At 50.6% G+C, this 25,392-nt stretch carries 15 protein-coding genes; 7 read left to right on the top strand and 8 right to left on the bottom strand.

Annotation, left to right across the window (positions count from 1 at the left end):
* The first annotated feature begins 147 nt into the window (after positions 1–147).
* A complete protein-coding gene (locus PN498_RS24875; protein WP_272066151.1) occupies positions 148–1,965 on the top strand; it encodes an ABC transporter ATP-binding protein in 1,818 nt (605 codons plus the stop codon).
* Between the two features lie 257 nt (positions 1,966–2,222).
* On the opposite strand, the gene cobA is transcribed toward PN498_RS24875, so the two are convergent.
* Complete coding sequence (gene cobA / locus PN498_RS24870; protein ID WP_272066150.1) at positions 2,223–2,972, bottom strand: uroporphyrinogen-III C-methyltransferase; 750 nt, start codon at positions 2,970–2,972, stop codon at positions 2,223–2,225.
* 288 nt (positions 2,973–3,260) lie between these two features.
* Here cobA and PN498_RS24865 point away from each other — a divergent pair, with 288 nt between their 5' ends.
* Both PN498_RS24865 and PN498_RS24860 read left to right on the top strand, forming a co-directional pair.
* Complete coding sequence (locus PN498_RS24865) at positions 3,261–4,061, top strand: DUF4230 domain-containing protein (protein WP_272066149.1); 801 nt, start codon at positions 3,261–3,263, stop codon at positions 4,059–4,061.
* A 24-nt stretch (positions 4,062–4,085) separates the two neighbouring features.
* Entirely contained in the window at positions 4,086–4,877 is a 792-nt protein-coding gene (locus PN498_RS24860) for a glutathione S-transferase family protein (RefSeq protein WP_272066148.1), read from the top strand.
* Positions 4,878–4,936: 59 nt separating this feature from the next.
* On the opposite strand, the gene PN498_RS24855 is transcribed toward PN498_RS24860, so the two are convergent.
* Positions 4,937–5,473 carry a hypothetical protein gene (locus PN498_RS24855; protein ID WP_272066147.1) on the bottom strand — a complete coding sequence of 179 codons (537 nt, stop codon included), beginning with the start codon at positions 5,471–5,473 and terminating at the stop codon, positions 4,937–4,939.
* Positions 5,474–5,890: 417 nt separating this feature from the next.
* On the opposite strand from PN498_RS24855, the gene PN498_RS24850 reads away from it, so the two are divergent.
* Positions 5,891–7,201 (top strand): FAD-binding oxidoreductase, encoded by a 1,311-nt coding sequence (locus tag PN498_RS24850; protein ID WP_272066146.1) that lies wholly within the window; start codon positions 5,891–5,893, stop codon positions 7,199–7,201.
* 472 nt (positions 7,202–7,673) lie between these two features.
* Positions 7,674–8,927 (top strand): RNA polymerase sigma factor SigC, encoded by a 1,254-nt coding sequence (gene sigC, locus PN498_RS24845; RefSeq protein ID WP_272066145.1) that lies wholly within the window; start codon positions 7,674–7,676, stop codon positions 8,925–8,927.
* A gap of 148 nt (positions 8,928–9,075) precedes the next feature.
* Here sigC and PN498_RS24840 read toward each other — a convergent pair whose 3' ends face one another.
* Positions 9,076–9,708 carry a CatB-related O-acetyltransferase gene (locus PN498_RS24840; protein ID WP_272066144.1) on the bottom strand — a complete coding sequence of 211 codons (633 nt, stop codon included), beginning with the start codon at positions 9,706–9,708 and terminating at the stop codon, positions 9,076–9,078.
* 372 nt (positions 9,709–10,080) lie between these two features.
* Between PN498_RS24840 and PN498_RS24835 the strand changes: the two genes are divergently transcribed.
* Positions 10,081–11,046: a DUF362 domain-containing protein gene (locus tag PN498_RS24835; protein ID WP_272066143.1), complete on the top strand. Its 966-nt coding sequence runs from the start codon at positions 10,081–10,083 to the stop codon at positions 11,044–11,046.
* A gap of 129 nt (positions 11,047–11,175) precedes the next feature.
* On the opposite strand, the gene PN498_RS24830 is transcribed toward PN498_RS24835, so the two are convergent.
* On the bottom strand, positions 11,176–11,943 hold the full coding sequence (locus tag PN498_RS24830) for a hypothetical protein (protein ID WP_272066142.1): 768 nt from the start codon (positions 11,941–11,943) through the stop codon (positions 11,176–11,178).
* 676 nt (positions 11,944–12,619) lie between these two features.
* Here PN498_RS24830 and PN498_RS24825 point away from each other — a divergent pair.
* Positions 12,620–13,270 carry a bifunctional 4-hydroxy-2-oxoglutarate aldolase/2-dehydro-3-deoxy-phosphogluconate aldolase gene (locus tag PN498_RS24825; protein ID WP_272066141.1) on the top strand — a complete coding sequence of 217 codons (651 nt, stop codon included), beginning with the start codon at positions 12,620–12,622 and terminating at the stop codon, positions 13,268–13,270.
* Here the strand turns inward: PN498_RS24825 and PN498_RS24820 are convergent.
* The 4 genes from PN498_RS24820 to PN498_RS24805 all read right to left on the bottom strand — a co-directional run bounded on the left by PN498_RS24820 (position 13,259) and on the right by PN498_RS24805 (position 24,897).
* Complete coding sequence (locus PN498_RS24820; RefSeq protein WP_272066140.1) at positions 13,259–13,600, bottom strand: DUF565 domain-containing protein; 342 nt, start codon at positions 13,598–13,600, stop codon at positions 13,259–13,261. The genes PN498_RS24825 and PN498_RS24820 overlap by 12 nt on opposite strands.
* Before the next feature lie 8 nt (positions 13,601–13,608).
* On the bottom strand, positions 13,609–15,834 hold the full coding sequence (locus PN498_RS24815) for a pentapeptide repeat-containing protein (protein ID WP_272066139.1): 2,226 nt from the start codon (positions 15,832–15,834) through the stop codon (positions 13,609–13,611).
* A gap of 442 nt (positions 15,835–16,276) precedes the next feature.
* The gene (locus PN498_RS24810) at positions 16,277–22,636 is read right to left on the bottom strand and encodes a type I polyketide synthase (RefSeq protein WP_272066138.1); all 6,360 of its coding nucleotides are present in this window, start codon (positions 22,634–22,636) and stop codon (positions 16,277–16,279) included.
* A 17-nt stretch (positions 22,637–22,653) separates the two neighbouring features.
* Positions 22,654–24,897, bottom strand: a complete 2,244-nt coding sequence (locus tag PN498_RS24805; protein ID WP_272066137.1) for an AMP-binding protein — start codon at positions 24,895–24,897, stop codon at positions 22,654–22,656.
* Positions 24,898–25,392 lie beyond the last annotated feature (495 nt).

Here is a 25,392-nt window from a genome sequence, read left to right as displayed (position 1 = left end):
ATCTAGTTTTGGATGGTGAATTTTGCCTTTTGAATTCCGCGTAGTAGTACTAGATAGCTAAAGCGATCAATCAATTATCTGAAAATGTAGTCGTTTGTAGTATATGTAGTATATGCTAGACAAATTCGCAGAACTCACGGGTTCATCATGGCAAAGTTCGCAGACATTGTTCACTACTACAAAAACTATAAAGCGATCGCGGTCTTCAGTATTGTTGCCAGCAGCTTGTTTGAGCTGGTGGATTTGGTCGTACCCTATGCAATTGGGCAGCTGCTAAATCTCCTCTCTGACCAGCCTGTAGATAAGCTGGCGCAGGGATTAGTTGAAGGATTGGCGATCATAACCGGCCAAGAGGTGACGCGATCGCTCACTTTGGGCTTACTTCTGGGGATGATTTTCATCGTGACTGTTGTTAGAGCACCTATTGAGCCATGGCTAGGCGTCTGGTTCCACTGGGATATCGCTCTTCGAAGCCGTCGCGACCATTCTCTAGACGTTGTTCGTAAGCTGCTCAGTTTGCCTGTCGGTTTCTACGATGAGCATAATCCGGGACGCATTGCGGGACGGGTCGCCCGAGGGTTATCAAACCACACTTGGACCTACCCTGAAATCGCAGGTCAGCTCTTGCCTAAATTAGTGCGAGTGTTCGGAATTTTTTGCGTTATTTGGATTATCGACTGGCGCATTGCAGGTCTCTTTCTCCTGTCTTTTGTGGTGATTCTGGCCTACAGTATGCGGGACCTCATTCGGCTGAATCGTAAAGAACAAGCCTTAGATCGCTACATGGAGACAACCGAGAGCCGGACCTCTGAAATCATCACCAATATCAAAACGGTTAAAGCTTTTGCGGCTGAACATGACGAATTAGCTCGTCAGGGACAACGATTACAACGAGAACTGACCGTTGTGGAACAAATCATCCACCGGGGTTATGTCGTGTTGCTAACCTGGCAAGAACTCTTCATTCAAAGCTGCGTATTTGGCGTATTGGTATTGACGTTGATAGCCACTTTGCGGGGACAAATTTCTCTCGGCCACTTCGTTACTACCCTGACGGTATCCAGCATGGCCTATGCCGAACTGGAGCCGATTAGTGGCCTGGCAGAGATTTTTGCCCGTCGGTATGCTGCCATGCTGCGCTTTCACGAGTTTCTTCAGCTTCCAACCGGAATTGAAGCAGCAAGTGTCGCCAAGCATCCTGACGCAATCACCCACTATCAGTTCACGGGTAAGGTTCACTTTGAGCACTTGAGCTTTGGCTATGACGCAGACCGACCCGTACTACAAGATATTGATCTCCTGATTCAACCTAAGCAAACCGTGGCTCTGGTAGGGCGATCCGGTTCGGGTAAATCGACTTTAGTCAAACTCCTGTTCCGCTACTTTGAACCTCAGCAGGGCCGCATTCTGATTGATGGCGAAGATATCCGCAAGCTAGACATCACAGGCTATCGTAAGCAACTAGCGATCGTTCACCAGGAGGTGGACGTGTTTAACGGAACGCTAATGGACAACCTGACCTATGGCAATCCCGACGTGACCCGTGCCCAAGTGGACGAAGCCTGTGCGATCGCTCGGGTAGACGAGTTCATCCAGCTGATGCCCCAAGGCTATTCCACAGTGGTCGGTGAGCGGGGTGTGCGCCTTTCAGGAGGACAGCGGCAGCGGTTGGGCATTGCTCGCGCTCTGTTGATGAATCCCGATGTGCTGGTTTTCGATGAGGCGACCTCAAGCTTGGATTACGAGTCAGAGCGGGCAATTCAGCTCGCGATGCGAAGTATTCTCGGAACCCGCACAACGCTCATCATTGCTCACCGTCTCAGCACCGTTCGAGATGCTGATGTCATTGTTGTCCTTGATCAGGGCCGCATTTTGGAGATGGGCAGTCATGATGATTTGCTTAGCCAGGGCGGACTCTATCACCGCCTGCACATGCTGCAAGAGACCGGTGATTTGTTGAGTTGATGACGTGAGGCTTTAGGGAGATAGGGAGTCTGAGGGTGAGGGGTAGTCCTACAAAATCGGTGTAAGACCGACATGCCATGGCTGTTGCTAATGCTGAACCAAGACCCCTTAGCCTCCTTTACTCCCACGCCTATAGCGGCACGTATTGAGTCAGCACACCCCATTCCCTGTTCCCTATTCCTTGCTCTCCTAGGACACTGAGATTGACTTGACCAGACTGCATAGGGCTATATCTCTCTTATAATTCCTCTACGCTTCTACAACGGCTGCAAATAAGGACGCAGACCCACGACTTCTCCAATAACAATGATGCAGGGCGATCGCTGCTCTCCTTTAGTCTGCTGGACAATCGTCAGTAGTGTGCCTGTCCAAATTTGCTGTTGAGGCTGACTGGCCCAGCGAATGATGGCAACGGGGGTTTCAGGACGTTTCCCATAGTGAATAAGGCGATCGCAAATTTCTGGCAATGCCTTACCGCCCATCAAAATAACGAGCGTGGCCATCTTGGATAAAGCTTGCCAGTCATGCAGTTCTAAATCATGGGCAGTCAACACGGTGAATTGACTCCCCAAAACTGCATCGGTCAAGGGAATGTGGGCCAATAAGGGCGCCGTTGTTGCCGATGACAAGCCTGGAATCACCTCAAACTCGCAGTTCGCCGCTTTGAGGGCCTGAATTTCGGAAATCGTGCGACCAAAGATAAAGGGATCCCCACTTTTAAGGCGAACAACCTGTTTTTCCTGCTGGCATAGATTGACTAGCAACTGGTCAATGTTTGATTGAGACCAGCTTGGTTGACCCCCTCGTTTTCCCACTGCGTGAATCTCGCATTCATCTGGCACTAGAGCAAGCACGTCAGGATTCACCAAGGCATCGTGGACTAAGACTTCCGCTTGGTTTAACAACTGATGAGCTTGAACCGTCAATAGATTTGCAGCACCTGGGCCTGCACCCACTAGATAAACTTTGCCGGACTGCTTCAAGGGTTTCGTTTTGCCAATTGACATTCTCCATCATGGTGGACTAAGGAGGCGATCGCATCTTTTTCTCAAAAAGAACGTCATATTAATATAGGTAGCTTTAGCCAGATGGCTCGCCGTCTTGTTCTAACGGGGCTGGCGACGCCTATATAAGACCAACAGGACAGACCTTAAAATAAGTGTGATACCTTTGAACTAGTCTGCTTGAGATCGGATTTTGCTGATTTGAAGCATCTATTTTCTTGCTAACCTCTATCGTGAGCTTGGCTCTACGGCATACTGAATACTGCCATCATCCATCTGGAGCAACTGCCCATGCGACTGAAACCCCCCCCTCCCAAAAAAGAGCGACCTTTGCGGAAAGAGCACTCTCATAGCGTTCGGGAGGAGGAACAGGCACCCCCATCTCGGAGATCGCCTCTAATCTTCAGAATTCTCCAAACTTTGGCCGGCAGCTTGTCAGGTGGGATGCTGCTGATTGGGATGATTGCCGGAGTTGGGCTATGGCGCTCTGGAGAAGATTTCGTCAACAGTATTCGATCAGCCTTTATGCCTGCTGAACCTGTGGAAGAGGCGGATGTTCAAACAGTCGTGGTGCAGCAGATTCGCGGAGCAAGTGACCTTACCACTGCGGTTTTCACCATGGAGGCTGTTGTCCCAACTTCGAGCACCCGCACGTTTGCAAATTATGAGGTGGGTAAAACGACGCTGATTTACATCGCCAATGGAGAAGTGCGGGCGGGCGTCGATTTGAGTGAAATTGCGCCAGAGAATGTTCAAGACGGTGGTGATGTCCTGAGGGTTACGTTGCCTGGGCCTAAGATACTGGATAGCAAGATCGACGTTAGTCGCTCCCAAGTATTTGACTACGACCGAGGTTTTCTGGGTCTAGGGCCTGATCGGGCTCCAGAATTGCAGGACAAAGCCCAAGAAGTGGCGCTTCAGCGTTTGTTGCAGGCGGCTTGCGATCAAGGTATTCTCCAGCAGGCGAGCGATCGCGCTGAGCTAGTTGTGCAGCAACTTCTACAAAATACGGAATACGCCCAGGTCATTGTCGAATCACAACCTTCTGCCAACACAACCTGTGCGGCTGCTGGGGCAAGCACGATACAGTAAACGAGGTTGTGCATAGGTATTGCAATGCTAGAGCTTTATCAGTTTGAAGCCTCTGCCTATAGTGAAAAGGTCAAGCTAATTCTCGACTACAAGCAGCTCCCCTATAAGGCTATTGAAGTCACACCTGGGGTAGGGCAAATTGAACTGTTTCAAATGTCAGGTCAGCGCAAAGTTCCTGTCCTCAAAGATGGCACCGAGGTGGTTCCGGATTCCACTGAGATTGCCCTTTATTTAGAAGAGAAGTATCCCGAACGTCCCCTTTTGCCGACCGATTCCTATCAGAAAGGTTTGTGCTTGGCGATAGAAGATTGGGCGGACGAATCCTTGGGTATTCAAGGGCGCAAAGCCATGATTGGCGCATTCAGCCAGCATCCTAACTTCCGAACAGCGTTGTTACCTGCGGCGACTCCCGATTTGGTTAAAAATCTGGTGGGCGCTGTGCCTGGCGACATCTTGAGCATCTTGGGGGCAGGTGTTGGTTTTGGTCCCGAAGACATCAAAGAAGCGACCCGAGTGCTCAAACAAGCACTGAAATCACTCTGTCTGATGTTATCGGACCACCCTTATTTGGTGGGCGATCAGCCGACGCTGGCGGATTTGGCTGTTGCAGGCATCACGATGTATATCAAGTTCCCCTCTAGCCAGTATGTCGATTTGCCGGAAGGTATCTGTGGCAAGGGGGTTCCTGGCTTAGCGGATGACATCAGCTATCAACCCTTCTTTGACTGGCGCGATCGCCTCTACCTCGCCTGCCGCAAGGTTCGTGTAGGTGCTCCCAGTGGCGGTAGCGGCCCGACTTCCATCAACATTGACTAAAAAGGGACTCTAAAGTTTTGGCAGAGGCATGTTGAGCATGTCTCTGCTGCCAGAATCAATTAAAGCGGGCGCTCTTGGACAACATAAGACAATTCAAACACAACCGTTTCTCCAGTAGGGCGTCCAACGCTGTTGAACGTCACACTGGAGTTATGAGTTGCGCCAGCAGCCAGGGGAGGCATTGCTTGTATGACAGGCAAGCCAAAGCTGACCGCATCATCAGCGATCGCAAGTTCTAAAGTGATGTCGCTCGCTTGAACATCGTCCAGTGCTAAGCAGGAAAAGTCGTAAGACACCCTTAACGAGGTTGTATTGTCGACCACCTGAGGATCGCTAAAATTACAATTCATCGGCAAGTCACCCTGTGCGGCGGATATAGAATTAGGCGTTGCCGGTGACGAAGTGTTGTTAGGAGACATGCCGGAACCTACAGCTGTGGAAATCTCTTCGTAACCTCCACAAAATTCCGTCAAGTCCACTAAACGCCCATTGGGCTGAACGATGTAACAAAAATAGTCGGTAGTTTGGGCTAGAGCAGGAGATCCGTAAAGTGAGAGACTGCTCATGAGGCTAGCTGCTGTGAGAGCAATTTTCATAGTCTATGCCACTGCCTAATATTCTTTTGTTAGACACTCTATCTAATCTGGGAGCAACGTGCTAGAGGCATTGATCACCTTCACAATGCAAAGTTGCTGTTGATTCGGAGGTTACCCATAACGGTTTGGTCTAACCCGTTTTGATACTCGCACATATGGCCGTCGCCAGTTCCGTTAAGACAAGACGACGAGCCATCTGGCGCATCTATAGCGGCATGCATTTGAGTCAAGCACACCCCATTCCCTATTCCCTGCTTTCTTGCTGCACAAGGCTATAGATGCTTTCTTGCTGCACAAGCTTACAGGGCTAAAGCTAGATAGACCTCACTAGGTTAGCTATGGCAGCGAAATAGAGAGTATCAGGGAGAATGCGTGGCTGTCTTACACTAAGAGAAGGTAGGCGGGAGCTGATATGTCATGGGGTCTATCACCCGAACAATACAAGCTATTCTGGGGGACGCGCAGGTTACTTCCTGGGACGTATTAGCTGAGCCAGTGCGACAGACGATACAAGGGGCGATCGCATCCGAATCTTCGCCAGACTGCATTGCCTATCCTGAAAATCCTGAGCAACTGGCAGAAGTTATGACTTGCGCCCATCAGAATCAGTGGCGCATTATGCCCTGCGGAAGTGGCAGTAAGCTAACGTGGGGGGCGTTAGTCAGCGAAGTTGACTTGGTTGTCAGCACTCAAAAACTCAATCAGGTCGTTGAACACGCTGAAGGTGATTTAACCCTCACAGCGCAAACAGGAGCGTCATTTGCTCAGGTGCAAGCTAACTTAATAAAGACTCGACAGTTTCTGACTATCGACCCAGCCTACCCTCAACGGGCAACCTTGGGTGGCATTGTTGCGACGCGAGATACCGGAGCCTTACGACAGCGTTACGGTGGCATTCGCGACATGCTGATTGGTATTTCTTTTGTGCGTCATGACGGTCAAATGGCGAAAGCTGGAGGCCGTGTTGTTAAAAATGTTGCAGGCTATGACCTAATGAAGCTGATGAGTGGTTCCTTTGGTACTTTGGGGGTCTTCACTCAGCTCACGTTTCGGACCTATCCACTACCCGATGTATCCAGAACGGTACTGCTAGTGGGAAATGCCGCGTCTATCAAGTCTGTTGCAGCTGATGTTTTGCAGTCTTCACTGACACCTGTGGCTATGGATCTGGTGTCGTCAGGACTATTATCCAAGCGAGACGCTGATACCTTTGGACTGGCCCTACAATTTCAGAGCATTGAGGCTGGTGTTGTTGAGCAAGTAGAGCTATTAGGGAAAATTGCGCAGCCCTACGATTTAGGATCTCAGGTTTTGAGTGATGAGAACGACACTCAGTTTTGGCAGAACATCAACCAGACCCTATTTTCGGCGGACAAACGAACTGGAATCGCGATCGCAAAACTTGGCATCCTGCCAGCAAAAGCTGTTGATTTGATGCAGACGCTTCACTCTACGTTTCCCGTCGATACCTGGCAGGCTCGAATCCATGCAGGAAGTGGCCTTGGGACCTTGTGGTTAGACGGTGACCCAACGTTTCTCAAAGGGCTGGCAGCAGTGCGATCGCAGTGTCAAGGGACTGGTGGTTATTTGACGCTACTGGAAGCGCCAGCCGACTGGAAAGCCACGATAGAGCCTTGGGCATTGAAGGAGTCTGTCAGCATGCTGATGTCTCGTTTGCAAGAGCAGTTTGATCCCCAACAGCGACTCAATCCAGGACGCTGGGGATAGGCAGAGCTAGATATGTCATTGTGACTTCATGACTTAGTTATGAAAGGTTAAAAAATATACGGATTGTTGTTAGAGACCTTTGAAGGAAGAATCAGTTGCCCCGAGCAGTGAACTGTGATCTATCGGGCTAAGTCCTCCTGACCCTGGAACTGGTGCAGGGCTGATAGTGGCTGCTCTATATGTAGATATTTTGTGTAAATTCCGTTGACAAAAATCCTGTGAATCTTCGGCGGAAAAATCTGGAATTGGGCGATCGCGTGACGTAGATTATGCTACTGACCTGATTCAAGTCACTTAAGGTCTGAAATTGACTCTCTAGACTTGGGCCAGCCCCCTCCTGATCTTTCTGGGGCAATTGCATGCATCAAAGCCGGAACTTAATTGTTTGATGCTTGGTCACGAGCAACTGGGCATATTAAGTCTGAAGTCGCCAGCCTCGTTGTGCACCCCTGGAGCTACCTCAAAACGTCCTATGACTTATACAACCAGCCAACCAGATTCTGATATGAAGGCTCTGACCGACAATGAATTCGATGACAAAGATCTCAATGAAGTAACTCCTCCCGAGGATATGGAGCTGATGTCATCAGATGACGATCTGATGGAAGGTGACACTGTAGGCGTTAACCAAACTAAAACTCGTCGCACAACGGACCTGGTACGTCTCTATCTGCAGGAAATCGGACGTGTTCGATTATTGCAGAGAGATGAGGAAGTTTCAGAAGCGCAACACGTACAACGCTATATGCAATTGATTGAGTTGCGCGACAGCACGGGTGAAAAGAGCGGGGGTGTTCTAGAAACCTATGCCCGTTTAATGCGAACGCGCGATCGCCTGACTTCTCATCTAGGCTATCGTCCTTCACTAGAGCGCTGGGCCAAAGAGTCGGACGTTCCTCTGGCAGAACTTAAGCCAACGCTGTCTGAAGGGAAGCGGGCTTGGGCCAGTCTTGCTAATATCTCGACGGATGAGTTGGATTTGGTCATTCGGGAAGGCATCCGGGCTAAAGATCACATGATCAAGGCCAACTTACGTTTGGTTGTTTCTGTGGCAAAGAAGTATCAGAATCGTGGGCTAGAACTACTGGACCTCATTCAAGAAGGTACGCTAGGTCTGGAACGAGCTGTTGAAAAGTTTGATCCAACTAAGGGATATCGCTTTAGCACGTATGCGTATTGGTGGATTCGCCAGGGTATTACGCGGGCGATCGCAACCCAAAGCCGCACCATCCGCTTGCCCGTTCACATCACGGAAAAGCTCAACAAAATTAAAAAGGCGCAGCGTAAGCTGTCTCAAGATAAGGGCCATACCCCTAGCCTGGAGGATGTGGCTAAGGAACTTGATATGACGCCCGATCAGGTCCGAGAGGTGCTGGTGCGAGTACCGCGCTCAGTCTCTCTGGATACTAAGGTCGGCAAGGAGCGTGATACTGAACTAGGCGAACTTTTGGAGACTGATAGCATCTCTCCAGAAGAGCTGATGATGCGGGAATCGCTGCGTCGCGATCTGAAGCAGCTCATGTCTGAACTGACTGAGCGAGAGCGGGATGTTATTCATCTCCGATTTGGTCTGAAGGATGGCACGCCTTACTCTCTGGCTGAAATTGGTCGCGCTCTTGAGCTATCCCGTGAGCGTGTTCGCCAAATCGAATCTAAAGCGTTGCAAAAACTGCGTCAACCCAAGCGCCGTAACCGCATTCGTGACTATCTAGAGGCGCTCGGTTAAACCAACGTCTCAGTTCAAATAGCCTTTTCCCAGCCGGGTGTTCCTATCATCGTTATGGAATGCTCGGCTTTCGCTCTGCGTTGGGTCTGTTCTTTAGGCCATCTTCAAGTCTCAATGCTCCGCCTGGATGTCCTCAGTAAGTAGAGATCTAACTCGGGGTGACCTGTCGAAGCGCATCTAAATCGCCACCGCAAATAACCTGGAGATTTTGGGTGATGGTTTGAATATCCCAATGCCACCACTGAATATCCAGCAAGGTTTGAATCGTGGCATCGTCAAATCGCTGACGAATCTCTCGGGCCGGATTACCACCAACGATAGTATAGGGAGCGACTGATTTGGTCACCACAGATTGAGCCGCGATGATCGCTCCGTCTCCAACCTGGACTCCGGGCATTATGGTGGCCCTGTAGCCAATCCAGACGTCATGTCCAATGACCGTGTCCCCTTTATAGGGCCATTCCTGAGGCATCGCTTTTTCCCATCCGTGCCCAAACACGGGAAAAGGATAGTTTGTGAACCAGTCTGTCCGGTGGTTGCCCCCGTTCATGATGAATTTGACTTGGGAGGCAATGGAGCAGAACTTGCCGATAATTAGCTTGTCACCGATGAAATCGAAGTGGTAAAGCACATTGCGCTCAAAGTTTGTCGGATCATCGGCATCATCGTAGTAGGTATAGTCGCCAACAATGATATTAGGATTGGTAATAATGCTTTTGAGATAAACCAACCGAGTTTGGCCAGATGGATATTGTGTGTTTGGAGAAGGACCGTTGGTCATAGGTTTTTGGATTGTGTCCTTAATTTTCAGTTTCTACAGCTCAAAATAAAGAGAAAAGATGGAGGAATACAGAAGAGTCCATCATAACGGAACTGGCGACGGCTATATGCCATAATCCAATCTCAATTCGAGTTAAGAAACTCTTGCGATTTAAGGCTTTCAAAGGAATTCGATTCGCTTGCTCTTGGTTTAGATGTCCCATAGGGGTGAATAGCCGAAAGCATTTTTGTTCGGCACCTTATTGAGAACCTTCTGATGGCAATCACCAGAAGTATTCTTTAAATGCTCCTGCTGGACAGGGATTACAGCGTTTTGTTTAATCTGAACTCAGGTTACTCTAGAGAAAATAGATAGCTTTTTAGAAGAATTTCCATGACTTCAACCGTTTCCCTTTTGCAAGCGCAAAGCTACGCTACCGATGAGGTGACAGCGAAACTTCAACAGCTATTAGCGCCTTTTGGGGGTATGGAAGGGATTGTGAAGCCGGGCGATCGCGTTTTGCTCAAACCCAATCTGTTGACAGGAGCTAGACCCACCAAGGAGTGTGTCACTCGTCCTGAGATTGTCTACTGTGTTGCTGAACTGGTCAAAGCAGCAGGGGGGCATCCTTTCATGGGGGATAGTCCAGCGTTTGGGAGCGCTCATGGGGTAGCGGAGGCTAACGGTTATTTACCTTGGCTAGAAAAAGCTGAGGTGCCTGTACGGGAACTGCAAGGGCAGCGCTATGCAACGTCTGCTAGTGGAGAGTTTGCTCATCTACGACTGTCTAAAGAGGCGATGAATGCGGATGTCGTGATTAACCTGCCTAAGGTGAAATCTCACGTCCAGTTAACGCTGACGCTAGGCGTCAAAAACCTGTTTGGCTGTGTTCCCGGCAAGATGAAAGCGTGGTGGCACATGGAGGCCGGTAAAGATCGCGATCGCTTCGGCACAATGCTCGTTGAAACCGCTCGTGCGATTTCTCCCCAACTCACCATTGTGGATGGCATCATCGGTCATGAAGGGAACGGTCCCAGTGGTGGCGAACCGCGTGCTTTGGGATTATTAGGTGCCTCAACGGACGTTTTTGCATTGGATCGGGCACTGGTAGAGGTTCTTCAGGGCGATCCGGCGGCAATTCCAACCGTGGCTCAGTCTCAGCGCTTGGGACTCTGTCCAGATCTAGAGGATATTGACTTTCCATTGCAGCGTCCAGAGATATTGGAGATCGCGGACTGGCAGTTTCCTGCCCAGCTTATGCCAATTGATTTTGGGATGCCCCGCGTGGTCAAGTCTACTTTCAAGCATCTCTATATTCGCTTTATCAAAGAACCAATGGCTGCCTATGCTAACCGGTAGATTGAGTGAGTAGCAAACGTAATGGTACCCGCAATCTCATTGCGCCTGACAGCCGATCAGCTCTTTAATGCGGGAGTGTAGTCTCGATGAGCTTGATTCAGCTGCAGCTCGTTACGCTAAAACTCACTTTTACAGTGAGTGTCGGAAAACTGATTGTAAACGGTCATAGAATCCCGAAGCTTCCAGATGAGGAACGAACTTCTGAATAGGTTCGGGCTGGTTGAAGAGGAAGGACTGGCTGTTACCCTGAACAGTCGCATTAGCTGAAGGAGGCACAATCTTATCTTCTATTTCAGCAATATCTGCTTTAGAAGCGTTTGCATCAGGAATATCTGCTTCCGAAACACTTGTTTCAACAACGTCAACCGCTGCTGTTTTTGATGCCGGCTCTGACTCAGACGTTTTCGTATGCGGCTCATCTGGCGGTAACTCGTCCGCTTGATTCAGTGGGGAACTGATCGGAGAATCTTCCGCAGCAGTAGTTGCCGCCCGTTTTTCGTTGGTTGGCGCTGTTTCTGTGGACGGTACACCAGGAGCCTGATTGACCTGTGGGGCCATAAGTTCCGACGGGCGCAAAGACGTCATGGCAGCGTACTTGCTGACAGTTGGATCGATTGGACCCAAAACAATCCGCTCAAATTCACTATTGAAATGACGAATAGGATGTCCCCGCCGCTTCCAACCTTGTAAAATTTGTTCCACCGAAAAAGCTTTGTATCGTCCTTGATATAGCGCTTCTAGAACAGCTGAACGAATCCAGCTAGGACTCATTTCTAGTCGCTGTTGCCAAATCGCCACTAGCTCACCTGCCTGAAACCCGCTCAGGTCAAAGCTGTACTCTTCAAGCAGCAGCTTGGCATCTTCGATTTCTCTTTCTGATCCTGAAGGCAGAGTCATAGCATTAGCTTGGACGTTTTGAATAATTTGGAAAAAACTGCGTAAAATCCCTCAAATTAGCGAGTGATTAGCAGCTATAGGCTGGAGAACACAGGGGTTAGAACTTGAACGGTTAATTAATTTTGTTAGTCAATCTGGTGTCAGAGCAGCAGCAATTTATCTCATCCACGAATGCTTGTTGTGGTTCTTAAGTGTGCTTCAAAAGCTCCAAATCCTACTGAATCAGCAGGATCATTTTATCCTCATGCCATACGCAATTGAATATTAACGAAACCTGCCTGAAATTTCTTGCCTAACCGCTGTAACTTTTTGAGTTAAGAGTCTGAGGTTTTTGCGAGGCAACACTCTGAAAAATTTTGATGTCATATCAATAGAATCAATAGGGAAAATCTATAGCAAAAGTTAGGAGATAAGGAGCAGCTCAATGATTCTTTTACGGTACGGGGTTTATCGTTCTCGCTAGTCTCCAAGTCATATAGCCATCCCAGATGATTCTTTTGGCGGGAAGGCTTTTTGCATCAGGTTTTCCTAGGAAAACCTGATGCAAAATCTAAATAGGATCGCTATACAACTACGGTGAAAGGTCAACTATTTGAGTTGACTTCAGGTTTCTTGGCTTATAGGAATTTTGCGTCTGTTCTACGGAGTTAGACTAGGCGTACGTTTCCGAAGAGCTATGGATAGAGACGTTTGGCTAGCAATGCTAAAGCAACATCGTGCGATCGCAGTGCTGCGTGCCCCAACGTTAGACATGGGAATTGCGATGGCGCACGCAGCAGCGAAAGGCGGATTTCATCTCATTGAAGTGACTTGGAATAGCGATCGCCCTGCCCATTTAATTAGCCAACTGCGTCAAGGGTTGCCCTCCCATTGCCGAGTTGGTGTGGGCACTATTCTATCCAGCACGGACATGAAAGCGGCAATTATCGCTGGAGCAGAATTTTGCTTTGCGCCCTATACGGATCCGGATGTGATTCAGCTCTGTCAACATCATGATATTCCGGTCACTCCAGGGGCGCTGACGCCAACTGAAATTATGGCGGCTTGGCAATTAGGAGCAAGCAGTATTAAGGTTTTTCCCTGTCAATCCGTGGGGGGTGCAGCCTATATTCGTCACCTACAGGGACCCCTAAGGCATATTCCTCTGATTCCTACAGGCGGGATTTTATTAGAGGAGGGGCAAGCTTTTATTCATGCTGGAGCGATCGCAGTCGGTGTTTCCAGTAGCTTGTTCCCCAAAGACTTGTTGGCTAAGCGTGATTGGGAGACTATTCAGGCGCGATCGCTGACCTTTTTGAAAAGCTTGCAAGCGATCTCAGCTCCCTAGCTTGAATGCTTCCACAAACAAACTGTAGATGAGGCCGAGTTTTAGCGCGTTAAGCGTTTCAATGAGCAAACTATTGCGCTTATCTACACCTCGGGGAGGGCGACGATAGACGAGCCAACTCACGAATTCGACCGCAAGCAGCAGAATGGCTGAGATGATCACATCCAATTCAGCTGCTTGTCCGGCGATTGAAGAAATTGCAATACCCAAGAAATTGCCAAATAAAAGCCCAATAATGACGAGGGAAAGCCGTCGCCAAGGATTAAATATCCAGCGACCAAATTGAGCTGAAACAGATTCAATCAGAGTGGATAAACGAGTTCGTTGCATGATAGCGGTTACTGCTGGGTCGGTCGGCTACAGGTGGGATGGATGCCTCCTTGGGTGCAAATAAAACTTATTTGCTGAGGCGTTAGGTTGAGGGCCTGACTGAAGTCTACTCCTTCAAATTGGTTCTGATGGGTCAAATTAGGAACTGCCTCGACGAAACCGCGATCGCTACTCCTGGCGCTTTCCATCAAAATAGCTCCTGCTAGGTCTGTCCTATCCAGAATCGCACCCTGTAGCCAGACTCCCCGCAAGTCGGTATCTCTGAGATTAGTGCCAGTCAAGTCAGCATTTCTGAGATTAGCTCCCTGTAAAGTGGCTCCAGAAAAATCTGCATTCTCTAGCGACGAATTGCTCAGGTCACTGTCCTTCAAATTGGCTGAACGGGCTGTGATGCCTTGTAGGTCTGCCCCGATCATCTGAGCACCTGCGGCATCTGCTTCTGCTAAGCGAGCTCCTGTGAGATTGGCCCTAAAGAGTTCTGCTTCAGTCAAATCTGCTTTGGATAGCTTAGCCTCAATGAGTTGAGCTTCATTTAATTGAGCCTGAATCAAAGTGGCATTTTCCAAGTTGGCTCCACTGAGATTCGCCAGTGTGAGATTGGCTCGATTCAGGTTAGTTCGTAATAACCCTGAGTTGACAAGCTGGCTGAGGGAAAGGTCAGCCCCAGTCAAATTAGCGTCCGTTAGGTCTGCGCCGCTGAGGTCTGCCATGCGATCGTCATAAGTATCAGGATGATCGTCTGCTCCAGGACTGTAGAACTTGGCTCCTTGAAGTTGAGCCTGGGTCATAACGGATCCCTGCCACTGTATATCTGACAGGTCTTGATTTTTGAGAACAAGTTTGAAGTCGCTATTGTTGCCAGCAACATAGCCCAAGTGCATACGGCTGAGGTCGAGCCATGATGGGCGATCGCTGCCTTCAAGCACCAGCAGCTTCGTGACAATCCGATTCACCGTTTGCAGACGAACAATCAAAATGCGACGGCGGGTGGGATCGCCTTGAGTTGCTAAGTCGGTTGTCAAACTTTGGTTTAAACGACGCAGGTAAGGAAAGGCTTCTGTTCCCCGCGCTACGAGGGCCTGCTGGAGAGCATCTAGCCAGAGGTCATCGTCTGTTTGCGCGATAAGGTCAACCAATAAAGGGGTAACGCGATCGTCCGGTAGATTGCCTAAGGCCAGAACAGCGGAGCGTCGAGCTGCCGGGTCAAGTTCTGGGTTCGTGAGCGTTGAAACAAGATTGACGTAGAGGTTTTCTTCGGCGGACTGAGCTGCGATGAGCGATCGCCCGGCCAAAAAGTGAGTGCCGACTCCAATGAGTCCTCCAACCACTAGCAGTAAGCCACACCCAAGCCCGATTTTCGAGAAGTTCAGCTCAGATTTTCGCCAGGTTTGCCGTGTTGGGTTCATGACGACTGTGGTAGGGCCAACCGCCTGTGCCCAACCTGAGAGATTTCTTCGACGGGCATCCGAGAAGTTCGCCTCTGCATCCCAGAGACTTGAAAGGTGAATAATCGCACCCGTTTCTTGATCAACAACGCAGGTGCCCGCTAGCCAATCGTGCCAAGCCCGCCGAGGACGATTCCCCAAACCTGTCAGACTTTCACCCAGCAATGCAAAAGTGCCTAAGCCAAACAGTACACCGACAACTGGAAAGGCCCCACTCAGTTGCCAAACGCCATAAGCGAGTAGTAGTGGACTACCCCACTTCCCAATGCCTTCTCGTAGCAGAGTACGCCGCAGCCCTGGCATCTGTCCATTGAGTGCCAGAACTTGAACGCCCATCCATCGCTTGGGTAGGCTGCGACCAGAACGGCTGACGCTGTAAATGTGGCCTGCTGCTAGTATCAGCGGTAAGCCTAAGGAAAACGACCACAACAGATTGGTTAGAGGGGGAACTTTTTCAGGGAGCGATCGCGGCGATAGTCCCAATGCCTTTGCCGCTCCTTCTTGCACTATCTGGAGCGTCGGTGAAAGATCTGTGCGCTGTGCTTCGCTAATTCTGTTGAGGTGGCTTCCTAGATAAAAAGGACCTGCAATGCTGGCACCAAAAACTACAACCTCTAATCCCCAAGCCAATAGCCGACGCCCCAATGTGGGGACAGCCTGAGCTGTTGAAAGCGTTGGTGAAGGGTGTGTCTGATGAGAATCTTGCGGTTTGTTTCTAGTGTGAGATGTCGTTTTAAGAGTGGATTGGGTACGGAATCGGTTGCGTTTTCGCTGGGAAGAAGAACTCATAACAGGCACTGACAGGCTCTATAGCCCTGTTTTACCACCGTTCACCGGATATCGAGCCATAATCCAGGGACTTTTAGACAAACTTCGATAGAAATCTATAGCTTTAGCCATCCAAGCCTGTGCAGCTTGGTCAAGTACATTTCAGTGTCTTAAGGGAGCAGGGCATAGGAAATGGGGTGTGCTTGACTCAAATGCATACCGCTATAGCTCTAGCCATCTAGCGATGGGCACTTAATAGCATCCGGGCGCTTAGCGGTATAGCCAGACGGCCTGCCGTTTTGTTTTTATGAAACTAGCGACGGCGATATTGAGAAGCTGTATTCTCTTGTTTTATGATTCATCCCATCGATTTTTGGGTTCCCCTAGTGCTGCTAGGACTGATTGTCTTAGCAGCAGTCTGTTTCGCGCGGCTGTAGTGATGAACAGTGACAAGTCTGCTTTTCTACAGGTCGCCTAACCGCTTTAGAAGCTCGCTAGCAACTTCTGCTGGAGACTGTAGCGGTAAGTGGTGTCCGCCCGGAATGGAGACGACTTTGGCACCGCGTAGATTCTGCTGTTGGAATGTCAAGTCTTCTGGGCGGTTGAAATCGCTTTGTTTACCAAAGATGAGCGTGGTGGCGGCTTGGATATGCTGCAAAAGTTGAGCGTAGCGATCGCGAGTAAAAGTACCTCCGCTCAAACCAAAGCGGGTGCGCACCTGCAATCGGGCATCCCAACGCCAGCGGACGCCTCCTTTAACCGGCTCCACGATCCGAGCGGCCAGTTTTTCAGCCCAGGCTAGAGACAGCCCTGGAATCGTTCTTTGAATGCGATCAGCGGCTTCAGACAAACTGGCATAGATGGGATGAACGGGAGGGACTGCAAGATAGTTAAGGTGAGTCGTCAACTGCTCAGCAGAGGAATCTGTTTCAGCGCTGGGAACCACTGGCTCTACTAAAGTCAGCGACTGAATTTGCTCGGGACGGGCGCTGGCGTAGGATGCTGCGATGACCGCACCCATCGAGTGTCCAACAACGGGAAAAGTTTCTAGCCCTAACTGTTGAACTAGGGCGTCGATATCGCCAAGATGGTCTAAGAGCTGATAGTTGCCTTCCGGTCCAACGTGGGCGGATTTACCATGTCCTCGTAGGTCTGGGGCGATAACACGATACCCTTGCTGCACAAGCGCCGGAGCGATCGCATCCCAAATAGCTCCCTGATTAAGTACGCCGTGGAGGCAGAGGATGGGTTGCCCTGTATCCGCTCCCCAAGTGCAAACACAAAGGTCTAAACCCCGCACGTGAATCTGGTGCTCCTGCAGGGTTGCCAGTGGGTGTCCCGTTGATGTGAGGGCAGCCGCGATTGCAGAATCTGCCTTCTCCAGCTGGGCATAGCCCAGTTGCTGAGCCAATGCTTCGCTGTCGAGGGATAGTTCGTGGGGCAAAGCGACCAGCTTCCAAGCTTGAGCCAACTCTGGGTCAATCGCACGGCGCTGATGAAAGTTGGGATCGTCAATCGGTCTGGACTGGGCTTTCACGCCATCAGTCATTCGTTGCTCCCGTTGTTCATAGGGGTCAAGCACTGCAGAGCGAAACGGGATACTCAAAAATTTGCAGAGCCGCTTCATAACGGTTTCTGGTCGAGTGACAAGATTTTCGTAGCGGATGAAATGATGTCGAGTGGGATCGATCGTTGCCAGGAAGTTGAGAATGGTTTGGTTACTAATCGTCCATACGCGCTCTGCTAGCCGATAGGGATCGGTATCCGCCAGGTCGAAGATTTTGTCCATCCGATTGCGGACGAACGAATCGATGACGGCGTAGGGATGGCGTACCAAGTGGATATATTTGGCTCCCTTAAAAATCTGCTCGGCGCGATTCAAGGTGCTGGCGCTGAAGCCATAGGTCGGTGATTTATCGACGAGTTGGCGATCGCTTGCTAGCGTTTGCAGCTTGCGGTAGATCTCTGGCACTGTCATGCCTGCAGCTGTCCATTCGTCTAGTAAAGCCTGACTCGCGTCTGCATCTAGCCCTTTCAACTCCATCAAAGCCCGTTGCAGTCCTTGGTCCAAATAGCTGTTAGCCAAAGCAGACTGGCGCTCAACCAGGGTTTCAAAGGGAAGTAGATGAAGTTCCGGCGGACAAAAAAGATCAGAGTGACCGGCCAGCATGACCCGCAACAGTGTGGAGCCTGAGCGGGGACTGCTTAACAAGAAAATAGCTGATTCGTTTTGGGATTTTACGGTCGAGAACTGGCGATCGCGACCCCAAATCGGAATTGTCAAGTCGGGTTGTTCATCAGTTGGCGACGCCGATGGAACAGACTGTCCTAGTTGGATACGCTCTAGCTCGTGAGCTAGATATTGACTAAGCGCCTCTAACGTTGGATGCTCGAAGACTTCACGGGGGTATAGCGTCAGCCCTAAGTCTCGCTTACAGAGACTAAGCAAATCCATAACCATTAGGGAATCAAGGCCAATATCCAGCAGGTTACTGGTTGCTGGAATGTCATCAGAGCGTCCCAGAACCTTAGCAACTTCAGTTGTGAGGTAGGTCAGGAGCGCTTCAATGCGCTCAGGTCCCTTCAGAGACACAATCTGTTGGCGAGTACTGTCATCCTGATTTGCAGAGTGTTTCTTCGTGAGGTCTTTGAAAAAGGCCGGCACGGTCGTTGGCCATTGAGATAGCAGCGTGTCCCAATTCACTTGGAAGACACCCACTTGGGGCGGTATCTCAGCTCCGTTGCTTAATAATCGCTCAAACAGACGAATACCCTGTTCTGGAGACCAGCTTTCAAGCCCGCGACTCTTCAGACGTTGAAGGGTTTGCTGATTCTGTAACGCTAGTCCGGTTCCCTGCCAAGGTCCCCAATTGAGAGACTGAGCGGGTAGTCCTTGCTGATGACGAACACGGGCTAGGGCGTCAAGAAAGGCATTGGCAGCAGCATAATTGCTTTGTCCTGGTGATCCCAGCAGCGAAGCAACGGACGAAAATAGAACAAAGAAGTCCAGTGGTTTGTCTTGTACTGCCTGATGCAAGTTCCACGCGCCCTGAATTTTGGGCTGCATCACGGTTTGAAATCGCTCCCAAGTTTGTCCAATCAACAGACCATCAGCCAATGTTCCTGCTGCGTGCACAACTCCGCGCAAGGGTGGCAGATGGGTTTGCAGATCGGCAAATAAGGCTGTGACGGCTGCGGTATCGGCAACGTCAGCGATTTTGACATGCACTGTGACGCCTTTCTGACGCAGTTTTGCTAGGGCTTCAGCGTGTTGGGGACGTTCCCCTCGGCGGCTAACCAGTACTAGCGTCTTGGCTCCTTGATCAACCAAAGACTGGGCCACTTTAAGTCCCAAAGAGCCTAATCCTCCAGTGATGAGGTAGGTCCCGGTGGATTGGATGGTGGTGGATTTTGAGGCGGTGGGTGCAGGCAGCGATCGCACTCTGGCTGCCCAGCGCTGACCCTGACGAAACGCTACTCGATCTTCCGCATCTGTCGCCGCGATGTGGGCCAGCAGTTGTTTTGCCAAATTAGCAGTGTCTGTGGTTGGCGATTCCACATCAATTAAGCCGCCCCATAGCTCTGAATGTTCTAGTGCAATAACACTACCGAATCCCCAAAGAGGAGCCTGCATGGGCGTGAGCGGCGGACCCTCCGTCGCTACAGCTTGACTGTTTTGCGTGATAATCCAGAGAGATAATGTCCTTGCCTGAGTCTGTTGTGTGACCAGCGTTTGCGTGAGCTGCAACAGCGCTAGTCCGCTGGTTGTGAGGTCATTCGGGTCCTGAGATGACTGATCGAGACTCCACAAATACGCGACCTGACACGGGCCTTTAGAGGTTGCGATCGCCGTGACTCGGGAAAATCCATCGGCATCTGTGGGGGAAAGAACCCAGCGATCGCCCTGAATCTGCCGAGAAACATCCCCTCGCTCGACCACAGTGACCGTAGCGCCCCGAGCCTTCAACTGTGCTAATAGGGCCTGTCCCAATCCCTGCTGATCGGTAAAGATGAGCCAGTTGCCAAGATTGGTAGCGGGAGTCTCAGACGGCAGAGCACTGACTTCCCAGTCAACTGCATACAGACAGTCTGCGTAAGCGGCTTTGGCCGTTGAGAGTGTTGGCGTCGTGACTGAGAGTTGCTCAGGCATCTCAATCCAGTATCGCTGTCGTTGAAATGGATAGGCGGGCAATCCACTGAGTCTCGGGTAGCTATAGGGGCGATCGAACTCCTCCCAGTTGATGGAATAGCCTTGTGTGTAGAGCGTCGTTAGACTCGACAGTATCCCGACCCAATCGCTCTGCTGTCGCTTTAAGGTCGGCAACCAAATAATGTCACTATCTGTCAGACAGCGCCGTCCCATGCCGCAAAGAATGGGCTGCGGACCCAATTCGAGGAAGCAACGAAAACCACTCACCTGTAGTGTTTCCAGACCTTGGGAGAAGCGCACAGCCTGACGAGCATGCTGTCGCCAGTAGGTGGCATTCAGCGTTTCACCCGGTTTTAGCAGTTCTCCGGTCACGTTAAGCGCAATCGGAATTTGAGCTGGACGATAGTCCACCTGACTGGCCATGTGCTCAAACACCGGCAAGATAGGCTCCATTAGCGCCGAGTGAAATGCATGGGAAACCTGAAGCTGTTGGGTCCGAATGCCTTGGGCTTTAAAGCGAGTCGTAGCTATTTCAATAGCTGATGTGGTGCCAGCGATAACGGTATTGGTAGGGCCATTAATAGTGGCGATCGCCACAGTTTCATTCAATTCCGCCAGTACGTTAGTCACAGCTGCTTCGCTAGCAAAGACTGCCGCCATGGTTCCTGTTGCAGGGAGAGACTGCATCAGCCTGCCGCGCTGGGCGATGAGTCTCAAGGCATCCTCTAAGCTCATGATGCCAGCAATACAGGCTGCGACATATTCACCGACGCTATGGCCTAAAACAGCGGCTGGCTTGATGCCCCAACTTTGCCACAGCTTTGCCAGCGCATATTCCAATGCAAACAGACCGGGCTGAGTATAAGCCGTCTGGTGTAGATGATCACCTGCATCAAACAGGATCTCGATGAGGGGTTCTTCTAGATAGGGTGTCAGCAGCTCTGCACAGTGATCCAGGGTGTCTCGGAAAACAGGCTGGGTGTCATAGAGTTCACGACCCATACCGGCATACTGAGACCCTTGACCGGTAAACAGAAAAACAACTTCAGCGTTAGGTTCAACCCTAGCCACGGTACTGTGCTGTAGAGCTGTGATAAGTTCCTCGCGCGTTGTGCCTTTCACCGCAATTCGGTGAGCAAACTGATCTCGTCCCACATTTGCGGTGTGGCAAATATGTGCGACGGGCATTTCCTCAGTCTGCTGTAGCCAACTTGCAAACTGTTGGGCTTTAGCTTCCACTGCTTCAGGCGTTTTAGCGCTTAGGGCTAAGACATGACCAGGCCGCTCAGGAGCGCTATGGGTAGCGGCGATCGCGGGAGCTGATTGCAATACGGCATGAGCATTCGTTCCCCCGAAGGCAAAAGCGCTGACTGCTGCTGTGTGTTGACGATGCGTTGTTTGCCACGATTCTGTAACGTTCTGGACTTGGAGCGGTAAGTCAGCAAAGGGAATGTGTGGATTAGGCGTGTTGAAATGCAGACTCGGAACCAGCGTTTTGTGATGCAGGCAGAGAGCCGTTTTGATAAGTCCCGCAATGCCTGCTGCCGCTTCAGTATGGCCAATGTTACTTTTCACAGATCCGATCGCGACCTTATCCGTTTTGGCTCCCAGCACTTGTCCTAGGGCCTTGGCTTCAATGGGATCGCCTAGCAAAGTACCTGTGCCATGAGCTTCGATGTAATCGACCTCTTGAGGCGCAAGTCCGGCTTGCTCGAAAGCCGCTTGAATAACTTTTTCCTGAGCTTCTCGATTGGGCGCTGTGAGACCGTTAGAGCGTCCGTCTTGATTGATCGCAGTGCCCCGAATGACGGCATACACCGGATCTCCGGCCTCAATAGCCTGAGATAGTGGTTTGAGGATGACTGCTCCGGCTCCCTCCGAGCGAACAAAGCCATTGGCGTCGGCGTCGAACGTCTTGCAGCGACTGTCAGGCGAAAGGGCTGTGAGTTTGCTGAAGCCGATGGTGATTTCTGGGCGCAGAATTAGGTTGACGCCCCCTGCGATCGCCATGTCGGACTCACCCTCTCGCAGGCTCTGACAGGCTAAATGTACGGTCACCAGTGAGGACGAACAGGCCGTGTCAATGGCAAGACTGGGACCGCGCAGGTTCATTAAATAGGACAGTCGATTAGCCACCATCGTGGAAGCGAGTCCTGTCGTGGTGTAGGTGCCGATAGCTTCAGGACCAGACAGTAGCCAGTGAGCATAGTCATTGGTTGAGATACCGACAAAGACGCCTGTTCGCGTACCGCTCAAGGCACTGGCGGGAATGCCTGCATCTTCAAGGGCTTCCCAAGCCACTTCTAGAAAAACTCGCTGTTGAGGATCAATATAGTTTGCTTCTTTGGGCGCAATCCCGAAGAAAGCCGGATCGAACTGATCGACTTGTTCGAGAAATCCTCCTTCGCGACTGTAGGTTTTGCCAGGGGCATGGGGATCTGCATCGTAAATGGCATCTACGTCCCAACGGCTAGTAGGCACAGGGGCGATCGCGTCCACGCCGTCCTGCAAGAGTTGCCAAAACGCATCCCGATTGTTAGCACCAGGAAATCGGCACCCAATACCTACGATTGCGATCGGTTCTGGTATGCCTTTCTTCTTCTGTAACTGAATTTCTAGCAGCGCCCGTTTTTGGGGCGACAACTTCGCAATCCGCCGTGCGAGATCATCCACAGGTCAACCCTTACCGTTTAGCTTTCCTGCTGTTCCAGCAGTTTTTTGACATCTGCCTCAGAGAGGTCTTCCAACTCATTCATCAACGCAGCCAAGTCGTCCTCCTCTACTTTTGCTTTCTCCTCAGAGATCGGCTGCTCAAACTGCGTTCCGAGGTAGTTTGCGACGGCTTCAATCGTTGGATATTCGTATGCCAGCGTTGGTGACAGGGAGCGATTAGCAGCGGTCTGCAAAACATCGGTCAGCTCCACGGCTGCCACAGAATCCAGGCCATATTCAGCAAAGGGTCGGTGGACATCAATATCAGTGACAGGTATGTTGAGTTCCTGCGCTAGCCAAGTAGTCATGAGGCGACGCAGCTCGTCGGAAGATTGGACTGTTGTCGCCTCATGAGTCGAGGATTCCATTTCAGCAGCCTGGGGGGAATCGGCTGCAATTGGCACAGCCTCTGGTGTAGCCTCCTGGGACACAACCGCTTCAGTGGTAGCGCCTTCAGCCGGGGGGGATATGGAATTTGCATTCTTGATCTGCCAGCTGTAGACCACAGGGAGCTGGCCGTCGAGATAGCTGGTTCTACACTGAAACCGCTGAATTTTACCGCTAGACGTTTTGGGAAGACTACCTGTTTTGATGAGCTGTAGCCCAAAAAGTTGGAGATCGTGCTGTTCAGCGATCGCTTGCCGTATCTCCCCCAAAACTTCGTCTCCGTCAAAATGACGTAAATAGGTCCGCTTCACCTCTTGCACAACCGCCAGTCTTTCCTGATGATCAATCATGACAGAAAAAGCGGCTCCTGCTCCAGGTTGAAGAGCTTCATGGGAAGTTTCAATCGTAGTTTCAATATCTTTAGGGTAATAGTTACGGCCTCGAATGATGATCAGCTCTTTGCGTCGCCCAGTCACGAACAGGGCACCGGCCTGCACAAAACCCAGGTCGCCCGTTCGCAGAAAAGGTCCTTGTCCCCCTTGGGTAAAAGCGTGAAAGGTTTCAGCCGTTCTCTCTGGCTGCTGCCAATAGCCCTGCGTCACACTGCCAGAGACCGCGACCCAGATTTCACCCACCTGCCCATCTGGACAAACTTGACATGTCTCTGGATTGACGATCAACAATTCCTGATCTTCAGAAGGATAGCCGCAGCTAACAATAGTTTGTCCTTCACCATCAGGAACAGGAGTGGCCTGTCCGTGCTGTAAAGCGACCTCGTCAATATGGTGGACCTCTGGAATATCGCGTGGATTTCCTCCAGTAACGATGAGTGTTGTTTCTGCCATGCCGTAGCACGGATAGAACGCTTCAGGGTGAAATCCTGCGACTTCAAAGGCCGCAGCAAATTCTTCCAGGGTATTGGCGCGGACAGGTTCAGCACCACTAAAGGCTACTTGCCACTGGCTCAAGTCCAGTTCGGCTCGCTGCTCCGGAGTGGTTTTTTGGACGCATAAGTCGTAGGCAAAGTTGGGTCCACCACTGGTCGTTGCGCCATAGCGTGAAACGATTTGAAGCCAGCGTACAGGCTTTTGCAAAAAGGCAACGGGTGGCATCAAGGCAATGTTCATCCCTGCATACAAAGGCTGCAGAATACCACCGACTAGCCCCATGTCGTGGTATGGCGGGAGCCAAGACATGCCTCGACTCGCTTCGGAATGCTCAAAGAAACGATGGATTCTGGCAGAGTTGTGGATTAGGTTGCCCTGGCTAACTTTGACGCCCTTGGGATTTCCCGTTGAGCCTGAAGTGTATTGGAGGAGGGCCAGGTCATCAGCGCCCACTTGTGGATGGTGCCAACTTGCGGCCAGTGTGGTGTCGACACTGTCGGTTGCTAGCCAGTGAAGCTTCTTCAAAAAAGGATAGTCTAAGAAGCGTTTTTCCAGGCTGTTCAAGACAGTGCTGTGAGTGAGTGCGATGGCTGCACCAGCGTCTTGAATCATGACCTGAAGCCGCTCTAGGGAACGATTGGGGCGAGGGGGATAAGCTGGCACCGCGATCGCACCCGCATAGCTACAGCCCAGAAAAGCAACTAAGTACTCCATGCCCGGTGGATAGAGCAGCAAGACAGGTTTTCCGTTACTACCCAACCCTTGTAATAGGGTCGCCACAGCTCGTACAGCTTGAGCAAGACCGTGATACGTTATGGAAGCTGTGCAATTTTCCCCGTCAGCAAAAAAATCGTAAGCAGTCGCCTCGGGCTGATGATCAGCTCTGAACTCTAGCAGATCGACCAGCGTTGCAACTTGATTGAATGCCTTGGAAGAAACCTTGCTCATACCTTACTCATGAATACTGTGCGCCTTGACTATTGTTGTTAAGCGCTTAAGACACCGAACTCGAAGCAGTCATGACTTTACTGCTATTGCAACGCTGTCGGTCTTCTCCTTCACAATCTCAGCGATCGCTAAGATCGATATTTTTTCAAACCCACATTTGCTAGATAATAGCCTGTCGCCAGCACCTCACCAGAAAACACATTCCTATAGGGTGCACCGTTTTGACCCATTTCTTAAAAAACAACGATGAATCGACTGAAATTCTTTTGACTGCTGCTCAACTGACCTTCTGGAATAAGGGTTGAATGAAAGTTTACGCGATCTGAAATGACCTTAAGAATACTACACATTGCCTTGTCTCTGCACGACACCGCCATGCTTTTCGATGTAAAGCGTTCATCTGCTTTGATAAGTGGTTTTCAAACCTTTCCATAGTCTAGTTTTTTTACTCTGGGGTCCCTCTTGACCGATACTATTGTCAAACCACAAGACTCC

The sequence above is a fragment of the Oscillatoria sp. CS-180 genome (assembly GCF_028330965.1).
Lineage (GTDB): Bacteria > Cyanobacteriota > Cyanobacteriia > Phormidesmidales > Phormidesmidaceae > Halomicronema.
This window is presented reverse-complemented; position numbering and strand designations above follow the sequence as displayed.